General features: G+C 36.4%; 12 protein-coding genes and 3 pseudogenes. 8 read left to right on the top strand and 7 right to left on the bottom strand.

Going from position 1 to position 20,318, the window contains the following annotated elements:
* The first annotated feature begins 461 nt into the window (after positions 1–461).
* On the top strand, positions 462–1,619 hold the full coding sequence (metK, locus tag CICURV3402_RS01285) for a methionine adenosyltransferase (protein WP_158379525.1): 1,158 nt from the start codon (positions 462–464) through the stop codon (positions 1,617–1,619).
* A 121-nt stretch (positions 1,620–1,740) separates the two neighbouring features.
* On the opposite strand, the gene pyrE is transcribed toward metK, so the two are convergent.
* On the bottom strand, positions 1,741–2,397 hold the full coding sequence (pyrE, locus tag CICURV3402_RS01280; protein ID WP_158379524.1) for an orotate phosphoribosyltransferase: 657 nt from the start codon (positions 2,395–2,397) through the stop codon (positions 1,741–1,743).
* 42 nt (positions 2,398–2,439) lie between these two features.
* A pseudogene (gene rph / locus CICURV3402_RS01275) lies at positions 2,440–3,075 on the bottom strand (ribonuclease PH).
* Between the two features lie 149 nt (positions 3,076–3,224).
* On the opposite strand from rph, the gene CICURV3402_RS01270 reads away from it, so the two are divergent.
* Positions 3,225–4,088, top strand: a complete 864-nt coding sequence (locus CICURV3402_RS01270; protein WP_158379523.1) for a YicC/YloC family endoribonuclease — start codon at positions 3,225–3,227, stop codon at positions 4,086–4,088.
* Between the two features lie 91 nt (positions 4,089–4,179).
* Here CICURV3402_RS01270 and speD read toward each other — a convergent pair whose 3' ends face one another.
* A complete protein-coding gene (gene speD, locus CICURV3402_RS01265) occupies positions 4,180–4,974 on the bottom strand; it encodes an adenosylmethionine decarboxylase (RefSeq protein WP_158379522.1) in 795 nt (264 codons plus the stop codon).
* A 73-nt stretch (positions 4,975–5,047) separates the two neighbouring features.
* Complete coding sequence (speE, locus tag CICURV3402_RS01260) at positions 5,048–5,920, bottom strand: polyamine aminopropyltransferase (protein ID WP_158379521.1); 873 nt, start codon at positions 5,918–5,920, stop codon at positions 5,048–5,050.
* A 163-nt stretch (positions 5,921–6,083) separates the two neighbouring features.
* Here speE and tsaB point away from each other — a divergent pair, with 163 nt between their 5' ends.
* The 3 genes and pseudogenes from tsaB to rnd all read left to right on the top strand — a co-directional run bounded on the left by tsaB (position 6,084) and on the right by rnd (position 9,508).
* A complete protein-coding gene (tsaB, locus tag CICURV3402_RS01255; RefSeq protein WP_158379520.1) occupies positions 6,084–6,773 on the top strand; it encodes a tRNA (adenosine(37)-N6)-threonylcarbamoyltransferase complex dimerization subunit type 1 TsaB in 690 nt (229 codons plus the stop codon).
* Positions 6,774–7,017: 244 nt separating this feature from the next.
* Positions 7,018–7,599: pseudogene (locus CICURV3402_RS06315) on the top strand (glycoside hydrolase family 10-like protein).
* Positions 7,600–8,380: 781 nt separating this feature from the next.
* Positions 8,381–9,508, top strand: a pseudogene (gene rnd, locus CICURV3402_RS01245) (ribonuclease D).
* A gap of 28 nt (positions 9,509–9,536) precedes the next feature.
* Here the strand turns inward: rnd and rfaQ are convergent.
* Positions 9,537–10,628 (bottom strand): putative lipopolysaccharide heptosyltransferase III, encoded by a 1,092-nt coding sequence (gene rfaQ, locus CICURV3402_RS01240; RefSeq protein WP_187306890.1) that lies wholly within the window; start codon positions 10,626–10,628, stop codon positions 9,537–9,539.
* A gap of 98 nt (positions 10,629–10,726) precedes the next feature.
* Between rfaQ and tusA the strand changes: the two genes are divergently transcribed.
* Together tusA and CICURV3402_RS01230 are read left to right on the top strand one after the other, a co-directional pair.
* Positions 10,727–10,978: a sulfurtransferase TusA gene (tusA, locus tag CICURV3402_RS01235; RefSeq protein WP_158379519.1), complete on the top strand. Its 252-nt coding sequence runs from the start codon at positions 10,727–10,729 to the stop codon at positions 10,976–10,978.
* 2,194 nt (positions 10,979–13,172) lie between these two features.
* Positions 13,173–13,346 carry a hypothetical protein gene (locus CICURV3402_RS01230; RefSeq protein ID WP_187306889.1) on the top strand — a complete coding sequence of 58 codons (174 nt, stop codon included), beginning with the start codon at positions 13,173–13,175 and terminating at the stop codon, positions 13,344–13,346.
* A gap of 2,204 nt (positions 13,347–15,550) precedes the next feature.
* On the opposite strand, the gene CICURV3402_RS01225 is transcribed toward CICURV3402_RS01230, so the two are convergent.
* Complete coding sequence (locus CICURV3402_RS01225) at positions 15,551–16,921, bottom strand: MFS transporter (RefSeq protein WP_187306913.1); 1,371 nt, start codon at positions 16,919–16,921, stop codon at positions 15,551–15,553.
* 313 nt (positions 16,922–17,234) lie between these two features.
* On the opposite strand from CICURV3402_RS01225, the gene CICURV3402_RS01220 reads away from it, so the two are divergent.
* Entirely contained in the window at positions 17,235–17,510 is a 276-nt protein-coding gene (locus tag CICURV3402_RS01220) for a M48 family metalloprotease (RefSeq protein ID WP_187306888.1), read from the top strand.
* Positions 17,511–18,654: 1,144 nt separating this feature from the next.
* Here the strand turns inward: CICURV3402_RS01220 and nadB are convergent.
* Positions 18,655–20,265 (bottom strand): L-aspartate oxidase, encoded by a 1,611-nt coding sequence (nadB, locus tag CICURV3402_RS01215; protein ID WP_158379517.1) that lies wholly within the window; start codon positions 20,263–20,265, stop codon positions 18,655–18,657.
* Positions 20,266–20,318: the final 53 nt, after the last annotated feature.

Genomic DNA, 20,318 nt, shown 5'->3' with positions numbered 1-20,318 from the left:
CTCGTTATATTTAAAACTGGTTTTTATTCCCCATGATGTATCAACATATCTATTCTATATTTTATATATAAATGTCGGGCCCCACCTACACTTTATAAAAAAACCCCCTTTGCAAGCGTGACTGTAAGAGTGGGTGCCAATATATGACTAACACCAATGAATTCTCGATCGTAACAAAAAATAAAATATACTTATTTTTAATATTTTTTAAATTTATTTAATTAATCTATATACAACTCAAAATGGACAGTAGTCCATACTGATCCTCGAAACAGGTTTGTTGAAAATCCGCTTATGATAAAAATAAAAAAGAATAGCTATTCGCATAAAATACGATCTAAAATAGCCGTATAGATGTTGATCCATCTCATTTTTATTTTTTTAAATACGGCTTTATACTATTGTCGAAATTTTATTTGTCTTTGTTTTATATACTTATTTTTGTTATTTAAGGTAAAAAAATGCCCCATCAGCTATTTACTTCTGAATCTGTTTCTGAAGGACACCCAGACAAAATCGCGGATCAAATTTCTGACGCTGTATTAGACGCTATTTTAATTCAAGATCCTAAAGCCCGTGTGGCCTGTGAAACCTATGTTAAAACCGGTATGGTCATTGTAGGTGGAGAAATAACCACGTCTGCTTGGGTCGATATTGAAGAGATCACGCGTCGTACCCTTGCTGAAATTGGTTATGTTCATTCTGATATGGGTTTTGATGCGCATTCTTGTGCTGTGCTCAGCGCCATTGGGAAACAGTCACCAGACATCAATCAAGGGGTTGACCGCATTGATCCGCTGGATCAAGGTGCAGGAGATCAAGGAATGATGTTTGGCTACGCAACCAATGAAACCGATGTTTTAATGCCTGCGCCCATTACTTATTCACATCGTTTGGTGAAGTGTCAATCTCAGATGCGAAAAATAGGTCAGTTGCCTTGGTTGCGTCCAGATGCAAAAAGTCAGATCACCTTTAAATATGATAAAGGCCATGCTGTAGCGATCGATACTATTGTGTTCTCTACTCAGCATGAGGAAGATATCACTCAAAAACAATTAGAAGAAGCTGTGATGGAGGAAATCATTAAACCCGTGATACCGACTCGATGGCTTTCAAGCAGTACAAAATATTTTATTAATCCAACCGGTCGTTTTGTGATAGGGGGCCCTATGGGAGATTGTGGTTTAACCGGTCGCAAAATTATTGTCGACACTTATGGCGGCATGGCTCGCCATGGGGGTGGTGCATTTTCTGGAAAAGATCCCTCTAAAGTGGATCGTTCTGCCGCTTATGCAGCACGTTATGTTGCAAAAAATATCGTCGCAGCAGGATTGGCCGATCGCTGTGAAATTCAAATTTCTTACGCTATTGGTGTCGCACATCCTACTTCTATTATGCTCGAAACCTTTGGCACCGAAAAAATAACCATTCAAAAGATCATGAGTTTAATACACCAACATTTTGATCTCAGACCCTATGGTTTAATCAAAATGTTAGATCTACTAAAGCCTATTTATCGTACGACTGCCACATATGGTCACTTTGGGCGTGACGCTTTTCCTTGGGAAGCGACCGATAAGGCTGAGTTGCTTAGAGAACAAGCGGGTTTAAATCAATAGATTGATTTAAAACTGACCAGGGATTGAGGATTTTATTTTTGAGCGATTAAGTCAAGCATCAGAAAAGGCCCTATGACTGAGGCAGTTATCGACACAAGAAAAGTCAGTGACTTTGAGTGTATCATAATTTTTTTTTTAAGATGCCATATCGTTCGGCATATTTATTTAAGGCTGGAAAAGCCTTAATCATAATTTTTCTATTTTTTAAAAAATGGATAATGTCCTCTAAAGTCACGATTGAAATCACCTTAGACTGATATTTCTGTTCAATTTCCTCAATGGCTGAAATCGTGTAATTATCTCGTTCTTGACGATCTAAAGCAACTAATATTCCTGCTAAAGAGGCCGAATGAGCATGGATTATTTCTATAGATTCACGAATAGCCGTCCCCGCCGTGATCACGTCATCCACTAAAATCACTTTGCCTTGTAATGCCCCCCCTACTAAACCGCCGCCCTCTCCATGATCTTTGATTTCTTTTCTATTAAAACAGTAAGGCAGATCGAGATGATGATTGGCATAAAGTGCCATAGCGGTTGTGATGGTAATCGGAATGCCTTTATAAGCGGGGCCAAATAACAGATCGCATTTAATACCAGAATTTATCAAAGCGTCAGCATAAAAACGCCCTAGTTTTATTAAATCACTCCCTTTGTTAAACAGCCCGGCATTAAAAAAATAGGGACTGACTCGCCCAGATTTTAGAATAAATTCACCGAAGGTTAAAATCTTTCTATCAAGCATAAATTTAATAAATTGAGCTTTATATTTTTCCATTGATTCTATTTCTTTTATTGATTCGACACAAAGTCTATTTTTCTAAAACCTTTTTTGTGCTAGAAAAATGGGTTTTATTCTATCGTCCGCTAAGGCTGACAATTCTAATAATTGTTGATGGATAAAAGGCGCGCCTTCTGCGGCGCATAGAATTTCAATCATTTTTCTCCAAACGCTTTATTCAATCATGACGACATTCATAAACCGATACCGCTGTGACCGAGACTTGGATATGATTGTTTTTGATTTTCCATAAACTATCATTTTTTGTATGGCATCTTGGAGTGCCACATAGGTACCCTAATAGCGCGCAGTGCGAGTACCCCCATCCGCCTAGAAAACGTCATAATCGCGAGTGATAGTAAACTCACCCAATTTTGTCAAATCGACTGCCGCATGTAATGCGCGTGCAATCAAGCGTTAGATTCCGAGGTACGCCCTACTTGCTGTCCCTTAACGTATTTACTTGCATGACGTTGATGAGTAGAATGGGGAAATATACTATATTTAGCGATAATCTAGCCTTTATTTTGGTCCTTGAGAAATCGAAGAAACCCCTCCTTCAACTATAGTCGTACATAAAACCCTGGTTTCCCCAAATGTTACCAACACTGCGCCTTCAGCAGACTTGGTATCATGTCGAGTGAATGTTAAAGGGAGTAATTCTTGCGCGGTTATGCCTGAAGGTCACATCTGTTTTTCTCCTGTACAATCAATATAAAAATTTTTTATAGAGCTTAATTTGGTGCATCCCTATCGTCATTAAGATAGCTGCTCTGTATAATGAAATCTATTTCATTTATAATATTCTCATAGGGAATCTGCTCATGATACGTAGTATGACAGCTTATGCTCGATTTGATCACAAAAGTGAATATGGTGATTTAGTTTGGGAGCTACGGGCGGTTAATCATCGTTATTTAGACATCTATATTCGCTTGCCAGACACGTTTGGAAAATTAGAATCGGTTTTTCGTGAAAAAATTCGCTCGTGTGTGGCCCGTGGTAAAATAGAGTGCCATCTCTCTTTTAAAGCTAATGAAAACACCCAAAATACACTCAGACTCAATCGCGCTCTCGTAAAACAACTCATCAATGTGCTTTCTTGGGTTAAAGAGCAGGATAAAATAGCCACATTCAATTCTTTTGATCTTCTTAAATGGCCAGGAGTGATGATATCAGAAGATCTTCCTTTAGAAGACATCAGCTATGAATTACTCGCAGGATTAGAACATGTTTTAAATGATTTTATGATTTCGCGTGAAAAAGAAGGAGCGGGTTTAAAAGAATTTATTAAACAACGTTTAAAAGCAATGAGCGCTGAAATTGTTAAAATACGAGAACATATGCCTTCTATTTTAGAATCAGAACGCATGCGTTTACAAAATACATTTGAAGAATTCAAAGTTGAGCTGGACCCTAACCGCTTAGAACAAGAATTAATGTTGGTAGCGCAACGAATGGATACAACAGAAGAACTTGATCGTTTAGAGCTACACATAAAAGAAATTGAAAATATTTTGAATCATCAAGACGTTGTCGGGCGCCGTCTTGATTTTATGGTGCAGGAATGTCACCGAGAATCTAATACTTTGGCCTCTAAATCGATGAATATTGAAGTCACAAAGTCTGCTGTTGAGCTTAAAGTGTTAATCGAGCAAATACGTGAGCAGGTTCAAAATATTGAGTAATTTTGTATATTTAGAGAGTCAAAGATTGACGCTGTAATTAAATTTTAATAATGATCAGCGTTGATTTTTCCTTTTAAAAGGCTTCATCTTGCTACACTTCTACCACATTTCTTCCATAGTAAATTTCCTGCATTTCTTTATATAGCCTCTTTGTGATGAGATCTTTTTCTTGAACGCTCAGCTGCTCTGGATATGAATTAAAGAGATAATGTTTGAGATCAAAGTCCTTTAACATCATCTTTGTGTGAAAGATGTTTTCTTGATAAACATTGACATCCATCATATGATAAAGCGATTGTATATCTTTACACATAAAATTTTGGATGGAGTTAATTTGGTGATCGATATAATGTTTTACCCCATTCACATCACGAGTAAACCCCCTCACACGGTAATCTATGGTCACAATATCTGATTCGAGCTGGTGTATTAAATAATTTAATGCATTCAAAGGCGAAATAATCCCACAGGTCGACACTTCAATATCGGCCCGAAAGGTACATAAACCTTCGGTTGGATGACTTTCTGGATAGGTATGCACACAAATATGGCTTTTATCTAAATGAGCCACAATATAATCAGGTAAAGGCCCCGGGTGTTCGGAAGTATCGACATCACGTGGATCAATCGCTTCTTCGCTGATTAAAATAGTGACACTGGCCCCTTGCGGTTTGTAATCTTGGCGAGCAATATTTAAAATATTTGCACCTATAATGGTGCAGGTCTCCCTTAATATTTCGGTTAAACGATCGGTATTATATTGGTCATCAATATAAGTAATATAGCCATCACGGTCAGCAAAGGTTTGAGCATGACAAATATCATAAATACAAAATCCCAAGCTTTTGGTTAAATTATTGAAACCATGTAGTTTCAGTTTGTTCAATTTATCTCACCTTCAAAAAGAAAAATTCAAACACGATGTGATAAGGCCTCTGTACTCACGAAACCTATTTTCATCATTTAGGCGCTTTTTTTGCCAATGCTTCTATTAAATATTGAGGAAGGGCAAAACTCGTAAAGTGTACAAAAGGATTATAGTAACGACAACTTTTTAGGCCTGAATCAGCAAAGCGGGATTCTAAATCATTCAGCCCAATCCGACGTAAATTTGCATTTTCTGCAGCCCAAGCGAATACCATGATTCCCCCATAATAAGTAGGAATAGTGGTTTGGTAAAAACTCACATCAGAAAAATAAGGTATCAGGCGTTGATACGTATTTATGACTTCTGTTTGTTGTAAAAAACACACGCCATTTTGAGCGACAAAGATACCCCCTGCATTCAAGATACGACGGCATGCTTGATAAAACGAAGACTTAAATAAATGTTTACCTGGCCCTATCGGATCGGTGCTATCCGAAATGATCACATCAAAGCGATGCTTTGTTTGCTCGACAAAATGCGCGCCATCATCAATTTTTAACTGAAATCGCGGATCATCATAAGCACCTGCATGATGGTGAGGAAAATATTGTTGGCACAAATTAACCACATCTTGATCAATTTCGACCATGATAATTTCTTTGATACCGGCATGGCGGCACACTTCACGTAAAATCCCCCCGTCCCCCCCCCCTATGATTAAGATTTTTTTAGCATTACCGTGAGCTAATAAAGGGACGTGTGTCATCATCTCATGATAAATAAATTCATCACGCTCTGTTGTTTGCACTACATGATTTAAAGCCATGACTCGGCCAAACTCTTCAGTGTCGAAGATAATCAAATCTTGATGATCCGTTTTATCGCGGTACAATACTTCTTTGATGGAAAAATATTGGCCGAAAGAGGAATGTAATTTCTCATGCCAAATCTGTTTTTGTGACATATCCTACCTTCTGAGCTATCACTATAAAAATGGGACGTATCATACCGAACTCCGACTTTGGTTGCGACCATAAAGTGTCAAGTGTTTTTAAAAAAAATCTTTAGCATATTTATGTTAGAATTCTAGCCTTATAATTTTTTATGCATCTGCGATGTGAGTTTTTATGCCCAATACAATATTAGCCATAGATACAACCACAGACGCCTGCTCTGTGGCTATTTGGAAGCATGGGGAAATTTCTTCTTTATCTGAAATCTGCCCAAGAAATCAAACTCAACGTATTTTACCTATGGTACAACAGATTTTGGGCGCCTCTTCTCTTTCCCTGCATCAATTAGATGTTTTGGCGTTTTCCCGCGGCCCAGGGAGTTTCACGGGCGTGCGGCTCGGGATTGGTGTCAGCCAAGGTTTGGCATTAGGGGCTGATTTGCCGATGATTGGCGTTTCAACTTTAGAAATATTAGCGCAAGGCGCATGTCGTCAAACCGGCCTAAAACAAGTACTAGTAGCGATGGATGCACGGATGGGGGAGATTTATTGGGGTGCTTTTATTCAAAAAAGTGCCGGTCAATGGCAAAGCGTAGAAAAGGAAATGTTGAAAACACCAAAACAGGCCGTACGCCAGATCCGGTTATTAAAAGGGAAGTGGGCCTATGCGGGGAATGCTTGGACTATCTATCCTGATTTATTGAAAGTGAATTCGGAGGTTTTAATACAGGTTGATCTGCTCTTACCACAGGCAGAAGATATGTTGCCTTTAGCATTTAAATTATGGCAAGCCGGGGCGGCTGTCCCTGTTGAGCAGGCAGAGTCTGTTTATTTACGCAATAATGTGGCACAAAAAGCGAGATAAAATATGAAATGGTGTTACTGGTGTTTTTTGTTTTTATCTTTTTAATCACCGCTTGCTCGAATTTAAAAAAGTGTGGAGCGAAAAAACTGTCATTTGCGTACCAGTCGGGTTGCCAGTATCATAAATTTAGATTGGCTATCTAAAACATTCACGGAAATTTTTCCTGAACAAGAGCGTATATTAGTTTAAAAGAAAGAATTAATTTAAATACTTGGTTAATCTGTAAAAATGAGAATAAATGTAATTGTTACTTACAGTAAAGCCCGAAGCGGATGCCTTATCTTCTTCAGATATTCTCCTTTGGTCTTCTTATTTAACCGGTATCTTAGGTAAAAATCCTAGCTACGATCCACTGGCATTTTCAGTACAAGAAGCGTACAAAAGAAATATTGAACCACATGCTTGGATTAATCCTTATCGTGTCTTAATGGATACGACGCAAAATACGATTGAACATTTAAATAGGCTTCTTCCTGACGAAAAAGAAAGTGTTTACAAAAGTCACCCTGAATAGATCCGTGTTACTAAAAACCGTTTTGTACGAAATCCTAGCGTACCTGAAGTACGAACCTGGATAAAAATTTTATTAAAGAAATGATGATTTGGTATGATATTGATATCATTCATTTAGAATGATTATTTTTATTATGAAACACCTACGTCAAAATTGAATGATCATGAAACCTATCTACAATATTGCAATAATTTTAACAATAAAGCAGATTTACGTAAAAATAATACTTATCTTTTAATTAAGATAATCTCAGAGGAAATTCATCGACTTAAACTCCAGGTTAAATTTGGCATTAGTCCAAATGGGGTGTAACGAAATAAAAAAACAAGATCCGTTATGTTTAGAAAACGATATGTTATCGACTCATTATAATCAGAATTTTTTTGATACGATTCTTTGCGTAAAAGAAAAATTGATTGATTATATTGTTCCACAGATTTATTAGAGTTTTGACCGAAAGGTTGCAAGGTATGATGTGATTGCATCATGGTGTACCGAGCTTATTAAAAAATAAAAACACTCATCTTTACATATGGAATGCTTTTTATAAGGTTGGAGTCCCTTCTAAATTAGAACACAGTTAAGTCGAGAATGGCGGTGCTATTGAAATAGCAAGGCAATTGTATTTTAATAAAAACATAGCTGTAATTAAAGGCAGCATTTTATTTCGATGCCTATCTTTGAATGATCTTTTGAAAAAGATGACGCCAATATGATAAAAATCCGCTCTATTCAATGCCTGTTTTGATTCCTTCTATACCTTGGAAAGGCTCTATTGCTCTTGACATCCCTGTAAAAATAAAAAATTATCACGAGCAAAGGTATTGAGACGACTTAGAAAGCAGGAGATTGATTTCATCAAAATTTAACTCTTTATTATACTATATATAAACCACGTAAAAATACTTTGGACTTATTATATCACTATCAATTATTAAACACGGTTTATAAAACAGGTCTCTATGAAACCTGTTTGCATACATCGCCTTTCAGTCATAAAAGTGATGTTTATATTATTAGTGTGCTTCACAGAAATCATAATGAAGGCTTAGGGAGAATTTTTGACTAATAAAAACTTATCGAGAGCCATATATTGAATTATCGTTTGATTACCACCAATAACGATTTACAGGATATTTGTGAGCAGGCTAGTTTGTATAAATCGGTGGCATTAGACACTGAATTTATTAGAACGAAAACGTATTATGCTCAATTGGGTTTGATTCAACTATATGACAGTCATCGCTTATCCCTGATTGATCCTGTTTTGATAACAGATTAGATCTCTTTTTCGGAGCCTATTGCAAAATAAAAAAATCGTTAAATTTTTGCATTCAGGAAGTGAACATATTGAAATATTTTTCATTTTTTTAAAATATTCCCTGAATCTTTGATAGATAGCTAAATTTTAGTGGCTTTCACAGGGAGACCTGTCTCTTGTAGTTTTTCTGCCTTGGTGAAAGAATTTTAAGGCATTATTTTGGATAAAACCGAATCAAGAACGAACTGGCTGGTTCGACCATTGAGTCAAAAACAATGTAATTATGCGGCCGAAGATGTGTTTTATCTTTTGCCTCTGGCAAATGCTTTGATAAAAAAATAGAGACCTCCGGTTGGATGGAGGCAGTCAAAGAAGAATATGAATTGCTTTGTCAACGCCGTAGCCAAATTCAAGATCTTGAAATGGCTTACCGTGATATTGGACACGCTTCTCAACTCAACCCCGGACAACTCATTTGCTTAAAAAGCTGGCTTCTTGGCGTTTAGGTTACGCCCGTGAAAAAATATCGCGATCAATTTTGTGATACAAGAATCTTATTTATGGAAAGTGGCGCGTTATCAGCCTACCTCTTTATCGGAGTTGTTCCATTTAGGCTTGGACCGTCGGACCATTCGTTAACATGGTTTAACTATTCTAAGATTAGTGACAGAAAGTCAAAAAATAAAAGAGGATCCTTCACTTTGGGTAGCTTATTTAAACCATGAGCCTGTTTATAAAAAGATATTTTAAGCGATCAAAGATCTGATTCAATCGATAGGTGCTCTTATTGGATTAAGTCATGAGTTGATTGGATCACGAAAACATATTCATCAGCTATTAAACTGACATTTCGGTTTGATCCCAAAAGAAAAACGCCCTTTATTATTGACAGGATGGCGAGCTCAATTCTTATCTCTAGAATTAACCAAAATACTTGATCGTTATCCTATGACGATCTAAAAAAAATCCATAGTAGCTTTTTTAAAAGCTACTTTACCTTGTGTTGAGCTCGCCAAAAATCTACCGCATCTATGACTTTTTCTAATGGGATTGCATCCAGATAACGATCAGAGGTGCTGGTATCTACCTCCTCCGGAGAAGGAAGCTCTCGATGATCTCCTGCCCACAATAAAGTATATGGGGCGTTCCAAGGATGCCATTGTTTTATATTACTAGGGCCGAATAATACCACTGAAGGTGTTTTTAAAGCCGCGGCCATATGCATCGCAACGGAATCAACACCGATAAAAACTTGAGCACGATCGATCAATACGGCTAACTGAGAAAAACTCACAAGGCCAACCAAATTCACTATCTCATCTTTTTGATTGCAATATTCGATCACATTAAGAACGTAATCTCGCTCTGTTTTTTCGGGCCCTCCTGTGATAACTATCTTCTCTCTCTGTGCTGTTAAATAATTAATTAACTGAGAAAAATAAGCTGCACTCCACGTTTTAAAGTGCCAACGAGCAAAAGGATGAATGACAATGTAATCACTCAATAATTTTTCATGTAAAATTTTTTCTACATAAAAAATATCATCAGATCCATAGGACATACTGACTTGGGTACTTATTTTCGATAATTTTAATGGATCTAATATAGATAAATTATTGATAACAGTATGTTGTTTAACGTGATTTGAAACAGGCACCAGATGATCATAACAAGAGAACCAAAGCGCATTATCACGCTTTGCATAATGGAAACCGATACTGAACTTAGGCTTTAAAAATCTGGCATAAAAAGCAGACCGCCATTGATCTGATAAATTAAGAAGCAAAGAATAATTTTGTTTTTTTAACGATTGGAATAAAGCCCATTCTCCTAATATTTGAGCTTTTATCCCCGCACGTTTCAATTGACGATCGATTGTCCAAAAATGATGAATGGTTTTGTCTTTTGATAAAATCTTTTCTGTTCCTGAATACAACAACACATCAATTTTTGCATTAGGCGCATGTTGCTGTAAGGTTGTCAGTAAAGGTGTGATGAGTAAAACATCTCCGAAATGACGTAATTTAATGACTAAAATTCGTTCAAAGCTGTTTTGTTTTATCACTACATTTGTCACCATAATACATTAAAATCGTACATTTTTAAAATAACGGCTTTTAATCAAATTTTTACATAAAGAATTTTTTTGTCTTTTTATAATGATGTAGACATACAGAAATGCAAGACGCTTTCACTGATTATGATTACTTCCTAGATACTTTAGGTCTTCGCTGCCCTGAACCACTCATGATGTTGCGAAAAACAGCGCGGCATTTAGCACTGGGTCAAACATTGCTGATGATTGCAGACGATCCTTCCACACTGAGTGACATTCCTACTTTTTGTCGTTTTATGGGTCATCATTTGTTAGTAAAAAATGTAGAAAAATCACCTTATCAATACCTAATAGTCATAGGGTGTCTTGAATAATCTAGCTTATCACCATGCACCGTTCCAAAATTTTTTGGACTAGCTGGCAGTTAGTTGTATATTACAACCTATTTTGAGTTTATTTTAAATAATTTTTCAGGGGGTTTATGGAGATATATATCTCTCGTGCTATTGTGAGCATTTAATTAAAAATTTTATTTTTATATGTAAAAATCGTTTTTTTATTAAATGGATGTAAATATATGACAACCCGCCCAAACTCGATATATGAGTTTTTTCAAAATCTTTTTTTGAATCACCAACTCTATAAAAACGTTAAAAAATTCGTACTCGATCTGATCAAAATGATTAGTTATGTCAAGGCTTATTTATCTAATATTGAACAGCGTCAAAATGGGCCTTTTGGAGGAAAAAATTATATTTTATGGTTAAACTTTTTCTCACAATGATGATTCTATGGCTTTAACTATAACGTCAAAAACCTCAGTAAACGATTTAAAAATATTACAACATTGATTTGATAATTAAAATTTATTAACCATAGTCGATTATTTCCTTTCGTTGAATCCAATCAATATTTCACATTAGAAGGAGATGAATTTGAAGAAAAGGCAGCAAGAAATGGCTGAAATATTCAAGATTCATCAGAAAAACCAGACATAACCCAGTTTTTGAGTTTGGGCGATTTATATTTTTTACTCAACAACGCCATGTCGATTTTGTCTTGGTTATAAAATTCTATTGAAAATCAATATTTTGTAATTAAAATCTTAAAACGTACGATAGACGTGACCTATCAAAAAATAGAAACCGCGTTGCCTGGGAGCTGTTTTATCCTAATACAGGCCGCATTTTTGTATGATTGTTTAGATCAATTAAAATCTTTTATGGATAACTATTTTTTTGAGTCTGAAATAAAAGAAAACGAATCTATATAATATACGCGTTTTTCTGAAGTCGATACAGAAGGTTATTAGAAAACATGGAAAAATTCTCGACAGCGAGAAAAGGTTGTTGTTGTTAATATTTTAATAAAAGAAAAAATCGCGTTATTTCTTAATAAAAACTTCTCAGCGCTCTTTTTGATCTATACCCTAAATTCAGAAGGGAATATGACTTCAATACGCGTAGTACTAAAAGAGAATCATGCTGATTCGATAACCTTAGATACCCCATTTGTGGTCTTGATAGACTGCAGGTCGACGTCTTGCATCACACTGACGATAATGGACATTTAATGCCTAACAAGGAGGCCGCGAATCCTTTTGATCATTTAATATTGGTGCTTGATTTTTCAAAATGATTGCGATAAGCTATCGACCTGAACGATAAAATCAGCTCAGCAGATGTGCATTCTCTCTTTTTATAAAGAGCAAGGTTATTTTAATCTAGTAAAATTTTTTATTATGAAAAGAATCCTAGGCGCTTAAATACAAGAAAACTGTTGAAGACTATTTGAAAGTATTGGTCTCGCCAACAATAGCGAGAAAAAGCTTTTCTGGTATTAACAATCTCAGAAATACAATCAGAGCTATCCTTGCAGAAAATCTAAAAAAGCACCCGATTTTGGAGTCAATTTCAAGAAAAAACGCGCTGTTTTTTCCGCTTTAAAATCACCGGTTCAACATCACCTCATCAACGAAAAAACAATCATTTTGACGTTATAGTCAAGCACGAGCAATTAAATAAAATGATTTTTTATTTAAGACCATTAAACAGATCTGCTTTCTGAACTACAACATTTTTTTACTCATCTCGATCTTTCAGTATTGCACATCGACACTGGCAGTTATTTTTTTCTTCGGGAAAACACGGTTTTATGTTAGATGTGACTAAAAACATGGGCAATATGAGAGTACACGTTATGATCCCAATGTTGGCGTACTGACGGTGAAAAGAAACAGTGCGTATTCTACCCGAGATTCTATAACAGAGATTTTTTCTTGCTATCTAGATGAAAAAATTTCTGATTAAGAAACCAGAGGTGACTTTTATGGTTTTAAAAAATTAACCCTCGCTATATTTTTTCTGTAAAAAATCGATACAAATCAGCTTGAAAATTTCGATATCTTGAGTGGGCTTGAACAGATGTTCTTTACCCTTCCATTAGAAATCATAACGAGTATTAGAGAGATCAAGCACGGTAATACCCGTTTACCCGAAATGACGTTTTTAAAAATGGGGCATTCCCCCATTAACCACTTTCAATTTCTTCAACCCATTCCGTGCCTTCTTGAGCTCTTCAATCCCCTTAACTCCTTCAAGGACTTCGATTTATCTCGACAATACGTCCATGAAAGGCATTCATTTTAATGCCAATACATTGAACTATTATTTTTTAAATCTCGATCAAAAAAATATGGATTGGATCCCATCTATTCAATTTTTAAAAAAAGAACGGCTTTAAACCATCAAAATGAAGCGTTTTTAGTCAGGATCGCATCTAAAATAAATAGCGAGGGACTTACTAACAGCCATCAGCTCTTCCGATGATCTTTCTACATTACCCCTCTTGAGAAGTCACCTATTATCCGAAAGCTTATTAAGTAAAATGAGTCAAAGACTCAATCATATGGGGTATTTATACAATACTACGGTTATATTCGTGGATTTTTAAAACTGATTTGGGTGTACAATTCCGCAAAGTAATGATTTAAAGTAAACCAATCAATTACGTTTTGAATATTATTTAGCAATGGCGGATTTAATTTCTAATATTGTAATTGACATTACTAAATACGGTTTCAGTCGATTGGGTCAGTCTTTAAAATGGATTTCACTATATTTTATTAGTCAATTTTCTAACTTTAAAAAATAGTCTTTAAGGTCGGATTAAACTGCTCACAGTTTGGAGGGTTTATTGTAATTTTATTAAGCTCCTGGCGTGATATTTACCAAGCTTGGTAGCTTTTAAAGCACTCACTGTGACTAAAGATTCTTAAAAAACAAGATTTGATCGTCAGTGATATTTTTTCTGCTTTATGAGCCTCCCTATTGATTTTTATGGGGGCTGTTGTTCTGCTGGCTGGTAGCATAAAATGGTATCAAAATGAGCGTTTATGGATTAGCGCCGGGCGGCCTTTTGCTTGCAGGAACAAACTGCACCCCGCCATCCGTCATATGCAAGGTATCTAAAAAACCTATTGCTCTCAGTAGGAGTGAATTTTGGAAAAACGCATTTTTAATTTTATTAGGCCTACAGGCTGACTGTAGAAGTCGATGCACAACATCAAAAAGTCAGAATTCGAGAGTCGTATAATAGTCAAGTCTTTAAAAACGTAAATACCTTACTGAAAGATTTATTCGAATAAAAATAGACATCTATCATTACAGATTAGATGATTTTACAACTACAAAATCAAATTATAAAAATTTATACTCAATCTCCCTCACTTTGAATGATTTTTTAATATCCAGGGACTCTAATGATAAGAAGATAACGTTCATCAGAATCAGCTCAAAAAAACGCTAACAATATTTGTAAAAATATTCTGGTATGAGCCCTGATTTGAAAGAAGAAAATCCCATAGTGCAAAACAGTGTCTTTTACTATGATGAGATTTTATTCATCTTTGATGTCGATGATATTTGTAATATCAAGAACATCGATCAAAATTCCTCCAGCGTTTTAAAAAGCGAGCTTAACCGGCAATCACGAAAATACTAGCGCGGTGATTTATTTTGGAGACGGTAATAATATCGCTGTAGGCTATCAAAATAAAAATACCTTCAAAGCCAGAAATGGTATTAAAATATACAGAGGGAAACTTAACGGATGCTTTGTATGTATATAGTCCAAGAGCGCCGAGCGCACCGATTAAATGTAATGCGTTATAGGGAGACGATATTATTATTGCTGACTATAATCTGACAGAGACAGAGTGTTTTGGGTGCGCGATTAATTTAGAAGATAAAAAAGTTTACTACTGATCTCTTGATGAAATCGTCACCATTAGTGGTCGATATTAGAAATGTTAAGCATGTTCGTGGCATAAGGAAACTCAATACGAATTAATAGGTAACCGTAAAAATAATGTGATCGATGCAGGTGATGAAAAAGATAGACATAAAAATCTCTATAAATAAATTGTAAAAAACTTCTTCATTAAGAATTCCTTTCTAAAATGTATATATCGATTTGTTGTGGGTGTTAAAGGTAAAAAGTTGAGCGAAAGTAATGAAGTGATTTTTTAACTTCTAGAAGATAAAACTTTTTCTATCATTTATAATTTTCCTACTTTTAAATAATGAATTGACTTTTTTCGTAACATTTTTATAGGTTTTACTGTATCAGTTTGATTCCAGAAAACATGTTATTTAATGAGTAGTATATCAATTATATGCATAATAAATAGTGTTATTATTTTTTATTTTATTTACTGCATCTGTGATGATTGATGGCTCAATCACTTTAAGATGTATTCACTTCAGGGAAAAATAAGGGAACCACATTGTTCAAAACAACGCCTTAATTTCCCCGCCTGTAGATACAATCAGACCCCGACTGACGTTAGGTCAGCCATGAGTCATTTCAGAAATATTTTTGTTTTTAGAGAAAGTATCTAAACCTAGGCACAAAGGGTTTAAATCGGTTTATTTTGATGGCATCCCTCAACTTTTTTCTAAATGAATGAGTTTTTCTAATTGCCGGCGATTGGTTTTTTTTGTGTCTACCTTGATGTAAGCGCTGTGTTCCTCGTTGACCAGTAAAACCTCGGTGACTCCTGCTTGAGCTTTTATTCGATTGAGTAAATCTGAATCTTCCAAGACCCTCTTAGGAAGAAGAATTCGTAAACTACTGACATAAGGGGGCTCCCGCATTGTAGTTATGACCATCAACCAAATAAAAGAAACCAGAGCACAGGCAGCAAAGACCGTACTTGCCCCCTGCATATCAAACAGCCAGCCTCCTAGACACCCACCTATAGCGATACCGATAAACTGACCGGTAGCGTAAATACCCATCGCGGTCCCTTTATAACCGGCAGGGGCTTCCTTACTAATTAATGAAGGTAAAAGTGCTTCCATGATATTAAACACAACAAAAAAGCACTGAACACCAGAGATGATGCTCCACAAATGTTTATGTGAGCTCCATAAAATAACTTCTGCTATCAATAAAACAGTGACACAAAGAATTAAAACCGATCTAATAAGACGTTTCATTTCAGCATACAGGACGATAGGTAGCACTGCCGAAAAAGAAATTAACATGGTGACTAGATAGAGTATCCAATGATTTACGGCTGGTAATCCAGCGCGTTCTAAAGAGGATGGTAACGCAACAAAGGTCAGCATTAATAACATGTGTAAACACATAATCCCAAAATTAAGATTTAGTAGTCGGCGATTATTCAGCACTTTAGTGATGCTGCTTTTAACCATGCCTGATTCCCTATTTAAAACATGTCTATCCGTGGAAGGAACAACCGTCAATGTAATCACAATCCCTAATAATGATAAAAATGCAATAATTCCAAAAAGAAAATGTAGACCAAACGCATGAGTAATCATCGGGCCCAATATCATCGCAATCGCAAAGCTTATTCCAAAACTCACACCAATACAGGCCATAGCTTTGGTGCGGTATTGCTCTCGTGTTAAATCAGATAGTAACGCCATAATAGCTGATGCAATCGCACCTGAGCCTTGTAAAGCCCGCCCAATGATGATCCCCCAAATAGACTGACTGAAAGCTGCCACCAGACTGCCCAGAGAAAATAAAATCAATCCCCCGACAATCATGAATTTTCTTCCGATACGATCAGAAATCAGACCAAATGGAATTTGGAAAAAAGCTTGGGTTAAGCCGTAAATGCCGATAGATACCCCGACTAGGGTTGAAGTAGCGTCAGGTAGTGTCATACCGTAGGTCGTCATCACGGGCAATACCATAAATATACAGAGCATTCGCAGTGAAAAAACCGTGCCTAGACCCCAGGTTCCTCTCAATTCAGAGGCGGTCATTTTATTATCGTTTATCATATTTTTTATCCGGTATGCCGTAAATATCGATCTTCAGGTAGGAAATATAAAGCTTGATTTTAACGATTTTCTGTAGCTTCTTGCTTTTGAGCAGCATATCATTCCGTAATAAGAAAAAAACAAGCCCATCCTCTGAATGAGGACTACATTAGAAATGTGCCATAGCAGGTCGTTGTTTGTATAATAAATACAACAAAAAATGCGAATAAAATTGAAAATAAAATTTTAATCAATATCAGATTATTATGATATGCAAACTATACTCCTTTAAAATGACAGTGATTTTTTGGTAGGAGCGCTTTTTTGGCCTATGTCAGTCAATGTAAAGTCAACAGTAGAAGATTCACCACCTGATATGGGAACAACCGCTGGCGCGATACTCAATATTAATCAAGAAATAGAAATGGGGGATTTGTATCTTCGTGAAATACATTCTCATTCACCATACATCTATGATCCTCTATTAAATCAATACATCAATTCTCTGAGTAAGAAATTGGTGTTCCATGCGCAGTCTGTTAAAATGCCTTTCCATTTTTATTTAGTTAACGATAATCAAATCAATGCTTTTGCTTTTTTTTTGTAGAAACATAGTGGTAAATTCGAGATTATTTTTATACCGATAATGAAAGCGAATTAGCTTCTGTTTTGGTCCATGAAATTTCGCATATTATTCAGCAGTACCTTACGCGTGCCATAAAAAACAATCAACGTCTGTCTCAACTAACCTTAACCAGCAAATTGGAATCTCTTTTGTTACTTTTGGCAAATCCAAAAGCCGGTATGATGAGATGGAGTTCTTCTTTAGCATGAGCACAGAAAGACATACTCAGCCTCAGTCAATTGCATGAACAGGAAGCTGATCGTATTAGGCTAAAATTATTATAGGCATCCGGTTTTCATGCGCATACAATGACTGATTTTTTATAAAAACTAGCCGATGAATCATCGTTACGCTATAAACCTCCTGAAATGCTATTCACTCATCCTTGCACTCTGTGGTTTCTTCGCAGGATTGTCTTTTCACAAAAGCGCGTTTACATGGCCTGCTTGAATTAAAGAAAGATTTTAACGAATTTCTCAAACCCTTGAAAAGGCACTGCTTCTGAACGATTAGCGGCAGAATATGGGCAAGCGATTTTATGGTATAAAAATAAAAAATACGATAAAGCCCGCTAAATTTTGTAAACACTATCAGTAACGTACCCAGATAATATCTGGTTTATTAATTTCATGACCGATATTAATTGATCTAAAAATAAATCGGCTCAGGTGATCATTCGATTAAAAAAGCCAGGGTGGCGCAGACACATCAGTGCATATGGCAGCTTAATCTAGCGAATGCCTACATCAAGGCAGACGAGTCTGCACAGTCGGTTTATTTATTACGCCGTTACACTTTTGATCATCCCGATGATATGAACGGCTAGAAATTACTAATTCAGGCCGCTCTGGCTAAAAGATAACGGGATCAAGCACTCTCGGCATATGCAGAAAATCCCGCTTTGAAAGGAGATTTTTCTCAAGCCATAGGATTATTAAGTGATACCGGTAATTTAGTTCCTTTGAGGAGCCTATAACAGGCGCGATATGATGCTCGTATTGATCAACGCAGACAACTAGCGCAGCGTTTTAAAAAATATCAAAATAAAGGTTTTTTATTTTGTGTCTTCAGTCAATTTTTGAGATGCTGCCGGAGCATTTTTTTGATTCCAGATGAGAAAAAACATCTATCCTTTACAAAGAGAAAGAATACTTAATTGCGGTTTTTGCAGTTGATTGGGGTAGTCCAACGTGTAATGTAAACCTCTACTCTCCTTTCGCATTATGGCACAACGAACCATCAGTTCTGCGGTTTGTAATAAATTACGCAATTCCAACAAATGATTAGAGATACAGAAATGAGCGTAATATTCGTTCACTTCCTGCTTTAAAGTATTAATACGACGTAACGCCCGTTCCAATCTTTTAGTGGTACGAACAATACCCATATAATCCCACATAAATAAGCGTAATTCATGCCAGTTATGTTGAATGACTACTTGCTCATCAGAATTATGAACCTTACTTTCATCCCAATCAGGAAGCACATCGCTAAAATGTGATTGAGGTAAATGAGCCAAAATATCCTCGGCTGCTGACCAACCATAGACCAAACATTCTAGTAAGGAATTAGAGGCTATACGGTTGGCCCCATGCAAACCTGTATAACTGACTTCACCAATGGCATATAAGCCTTCCAGATCTGTACGCCCCTGCTGATTCACCATAACTCCGCCACAAGTATAATGTGCAGCAGGCACAACCGGTATGGGTTCTTTTGTTAAATTAATTCCTAATGAAAGTAATTTTTTATAGATCATAGGAAAATGTTGAATGATAAATTCACTAGATTTATGGCTGATATCGAGATACATGCAATCTGCCCCAAGCCTTTTCATTTCATGATCAATGGCTCGAGCCACAATATCCCTGGGGGCTAATTCAAGGCGGGAATCAAAATCAGGCATCAATCGACTACCATCAGGTCGCTTTAAATAAGCCCCTTCACCCCGCAAGGCTTCCGTTAATAAAAAATTAGGGGCTTTGGGATGAAATAAACAGGTAGGGTGAAATTGATTAAATTCTAGATTAGCCACTCTGCATCCTACACGCCAAGCCATGGCAATTCCGTCACCAGAAGAAATTTCAGGATTGGTGGTATATTGATAAACCTTGGCGGCCCCTCCTGTCGCCAGTACAACTATTTTCGAGCGAAAGGTTTCTACCTTCTTGTTATCTCTATTCCAAACATAAGCGCCAACAATTCGTTGATTTTCAGTATTACTCATTTTTCCTGCAGTAATAAGATCTACCGCGTTATGGCGTTCTTTTATACAAATATTTGGGTGATTCAAGACTTTTTTAATTAAAGTATTTTCTACTTCTTTGCCCGTCGCATCGGCACTGTGTAAAATACGCCGATGTGTATGACCTCCTTCACGAGCTAAATGATAGCGCTCTTGGCCTATCGAATTTATTTCAGTATCAAATAGAACACCCTGACAAACTAGCCATTGTATACATTGAGAGGCATGACTGGCGACAAATTCGACAATCTCTTTATCGCACAGCCCTGAACCGCTAATCAATGTATCCTGCACATGTGAGTTGATACTATCTGCTTCATCAAAAACTGCCGCGATACCTCCCTGAGCATAAAAGGTGGCCCCCTCGTTTAATAATTCTTTACTGAGAAGAGTGATGCGACAATGTGGAGCAAGACGTAACGCTAATGATAAACCTGCAGCACCACTGCCAATGATTAATACATCGGTCATTTGTTCAGATAATTTTTTCATAAAAATATGATGTTTGAAGAATGAAAATGAATTTCATGGTAGCTTATACCCCT

It is taken from the genome of Candidatus Williamhamiltonella defendens (genome assembly GCF_900699045.1).
Taxonomy (GTDB): domain Bacteria; phylum Pseudomonadota; class Gammaproteobacteria; order Enterobacterales; family Enterobacteriaceae; genus Hamiltonella; species Hamiltonella defensa_A.
Note: the sequence above shows the minus strand (reverse complement) of the source record. Positions and strands in the feature narration are given on the sequence as shown.

What these genes read in the sequence shown, in the direction of transcription:
- metK (WP_158379525.1), top strand. Translation starts at nt 462, where the DNA reads ATGCCCCATCAGCTATTTACTTCTGAATCTGTTTCTGAAGGACACCCA.
- pyrE (WP_158379524.1), bottom strand. Translation starts at nt 2,397, where the DNA reads ATGGAAAAATATAAAGCTCAATTTATTAAATTTATGCTTGATAGAAAG.
- CICURV3402_RS01270 (WP_158379523.1), top strand. Translation starts at nt 3,225, where the DNA reads ATGATACGTAGTATGACAGCTTATGCTCGATTTGATCACAAAAGTGAA.
- speE (WP_158379521.1), bottom strand. Translation starts at nt 5,920, where the DNA reads ATGTCACAAAAACAGATTTGGCATGAGAAATTACATTCCTCTTTCGGC.
- tsaB (WP_158379520.1), top strand. Translation starts at nt 6,084, where the DNA reads ATGCCCAATACAATATTAGCCATAGATACAACCACAGACGCCTGCTCT.
- rfaQ (WP_187306890.1), bottom strand. Translation starts at nt 10,628, where the DNA reads ATGGTGACAAATGTAGTGATAAAACAAAACAGCTTTGAACGAATTTTA.
- tusA (WP_158379519.1), top strand. Translation starts at nt 10,727, where the DNA reads ATGCAAGACGCTTTCACTGATTATGATTACTTCCTAGATACTTTAGGT.
- CICURV3402_RS01220 (WP_187306888.1), top strand. Translation starts at nt 17,235, where the DNA reads ATGTCAGTCAATGTAAAGTCAACAGTAGAAGATTCACCACCTGATATG.
- nadB (WP_158379517.1), bottom strand. Translation starts at nt 20,265, where the DNA reads ATGAAAAAATTATCTGAACAAATGACCGATGTATTAATCATTGGCAGT.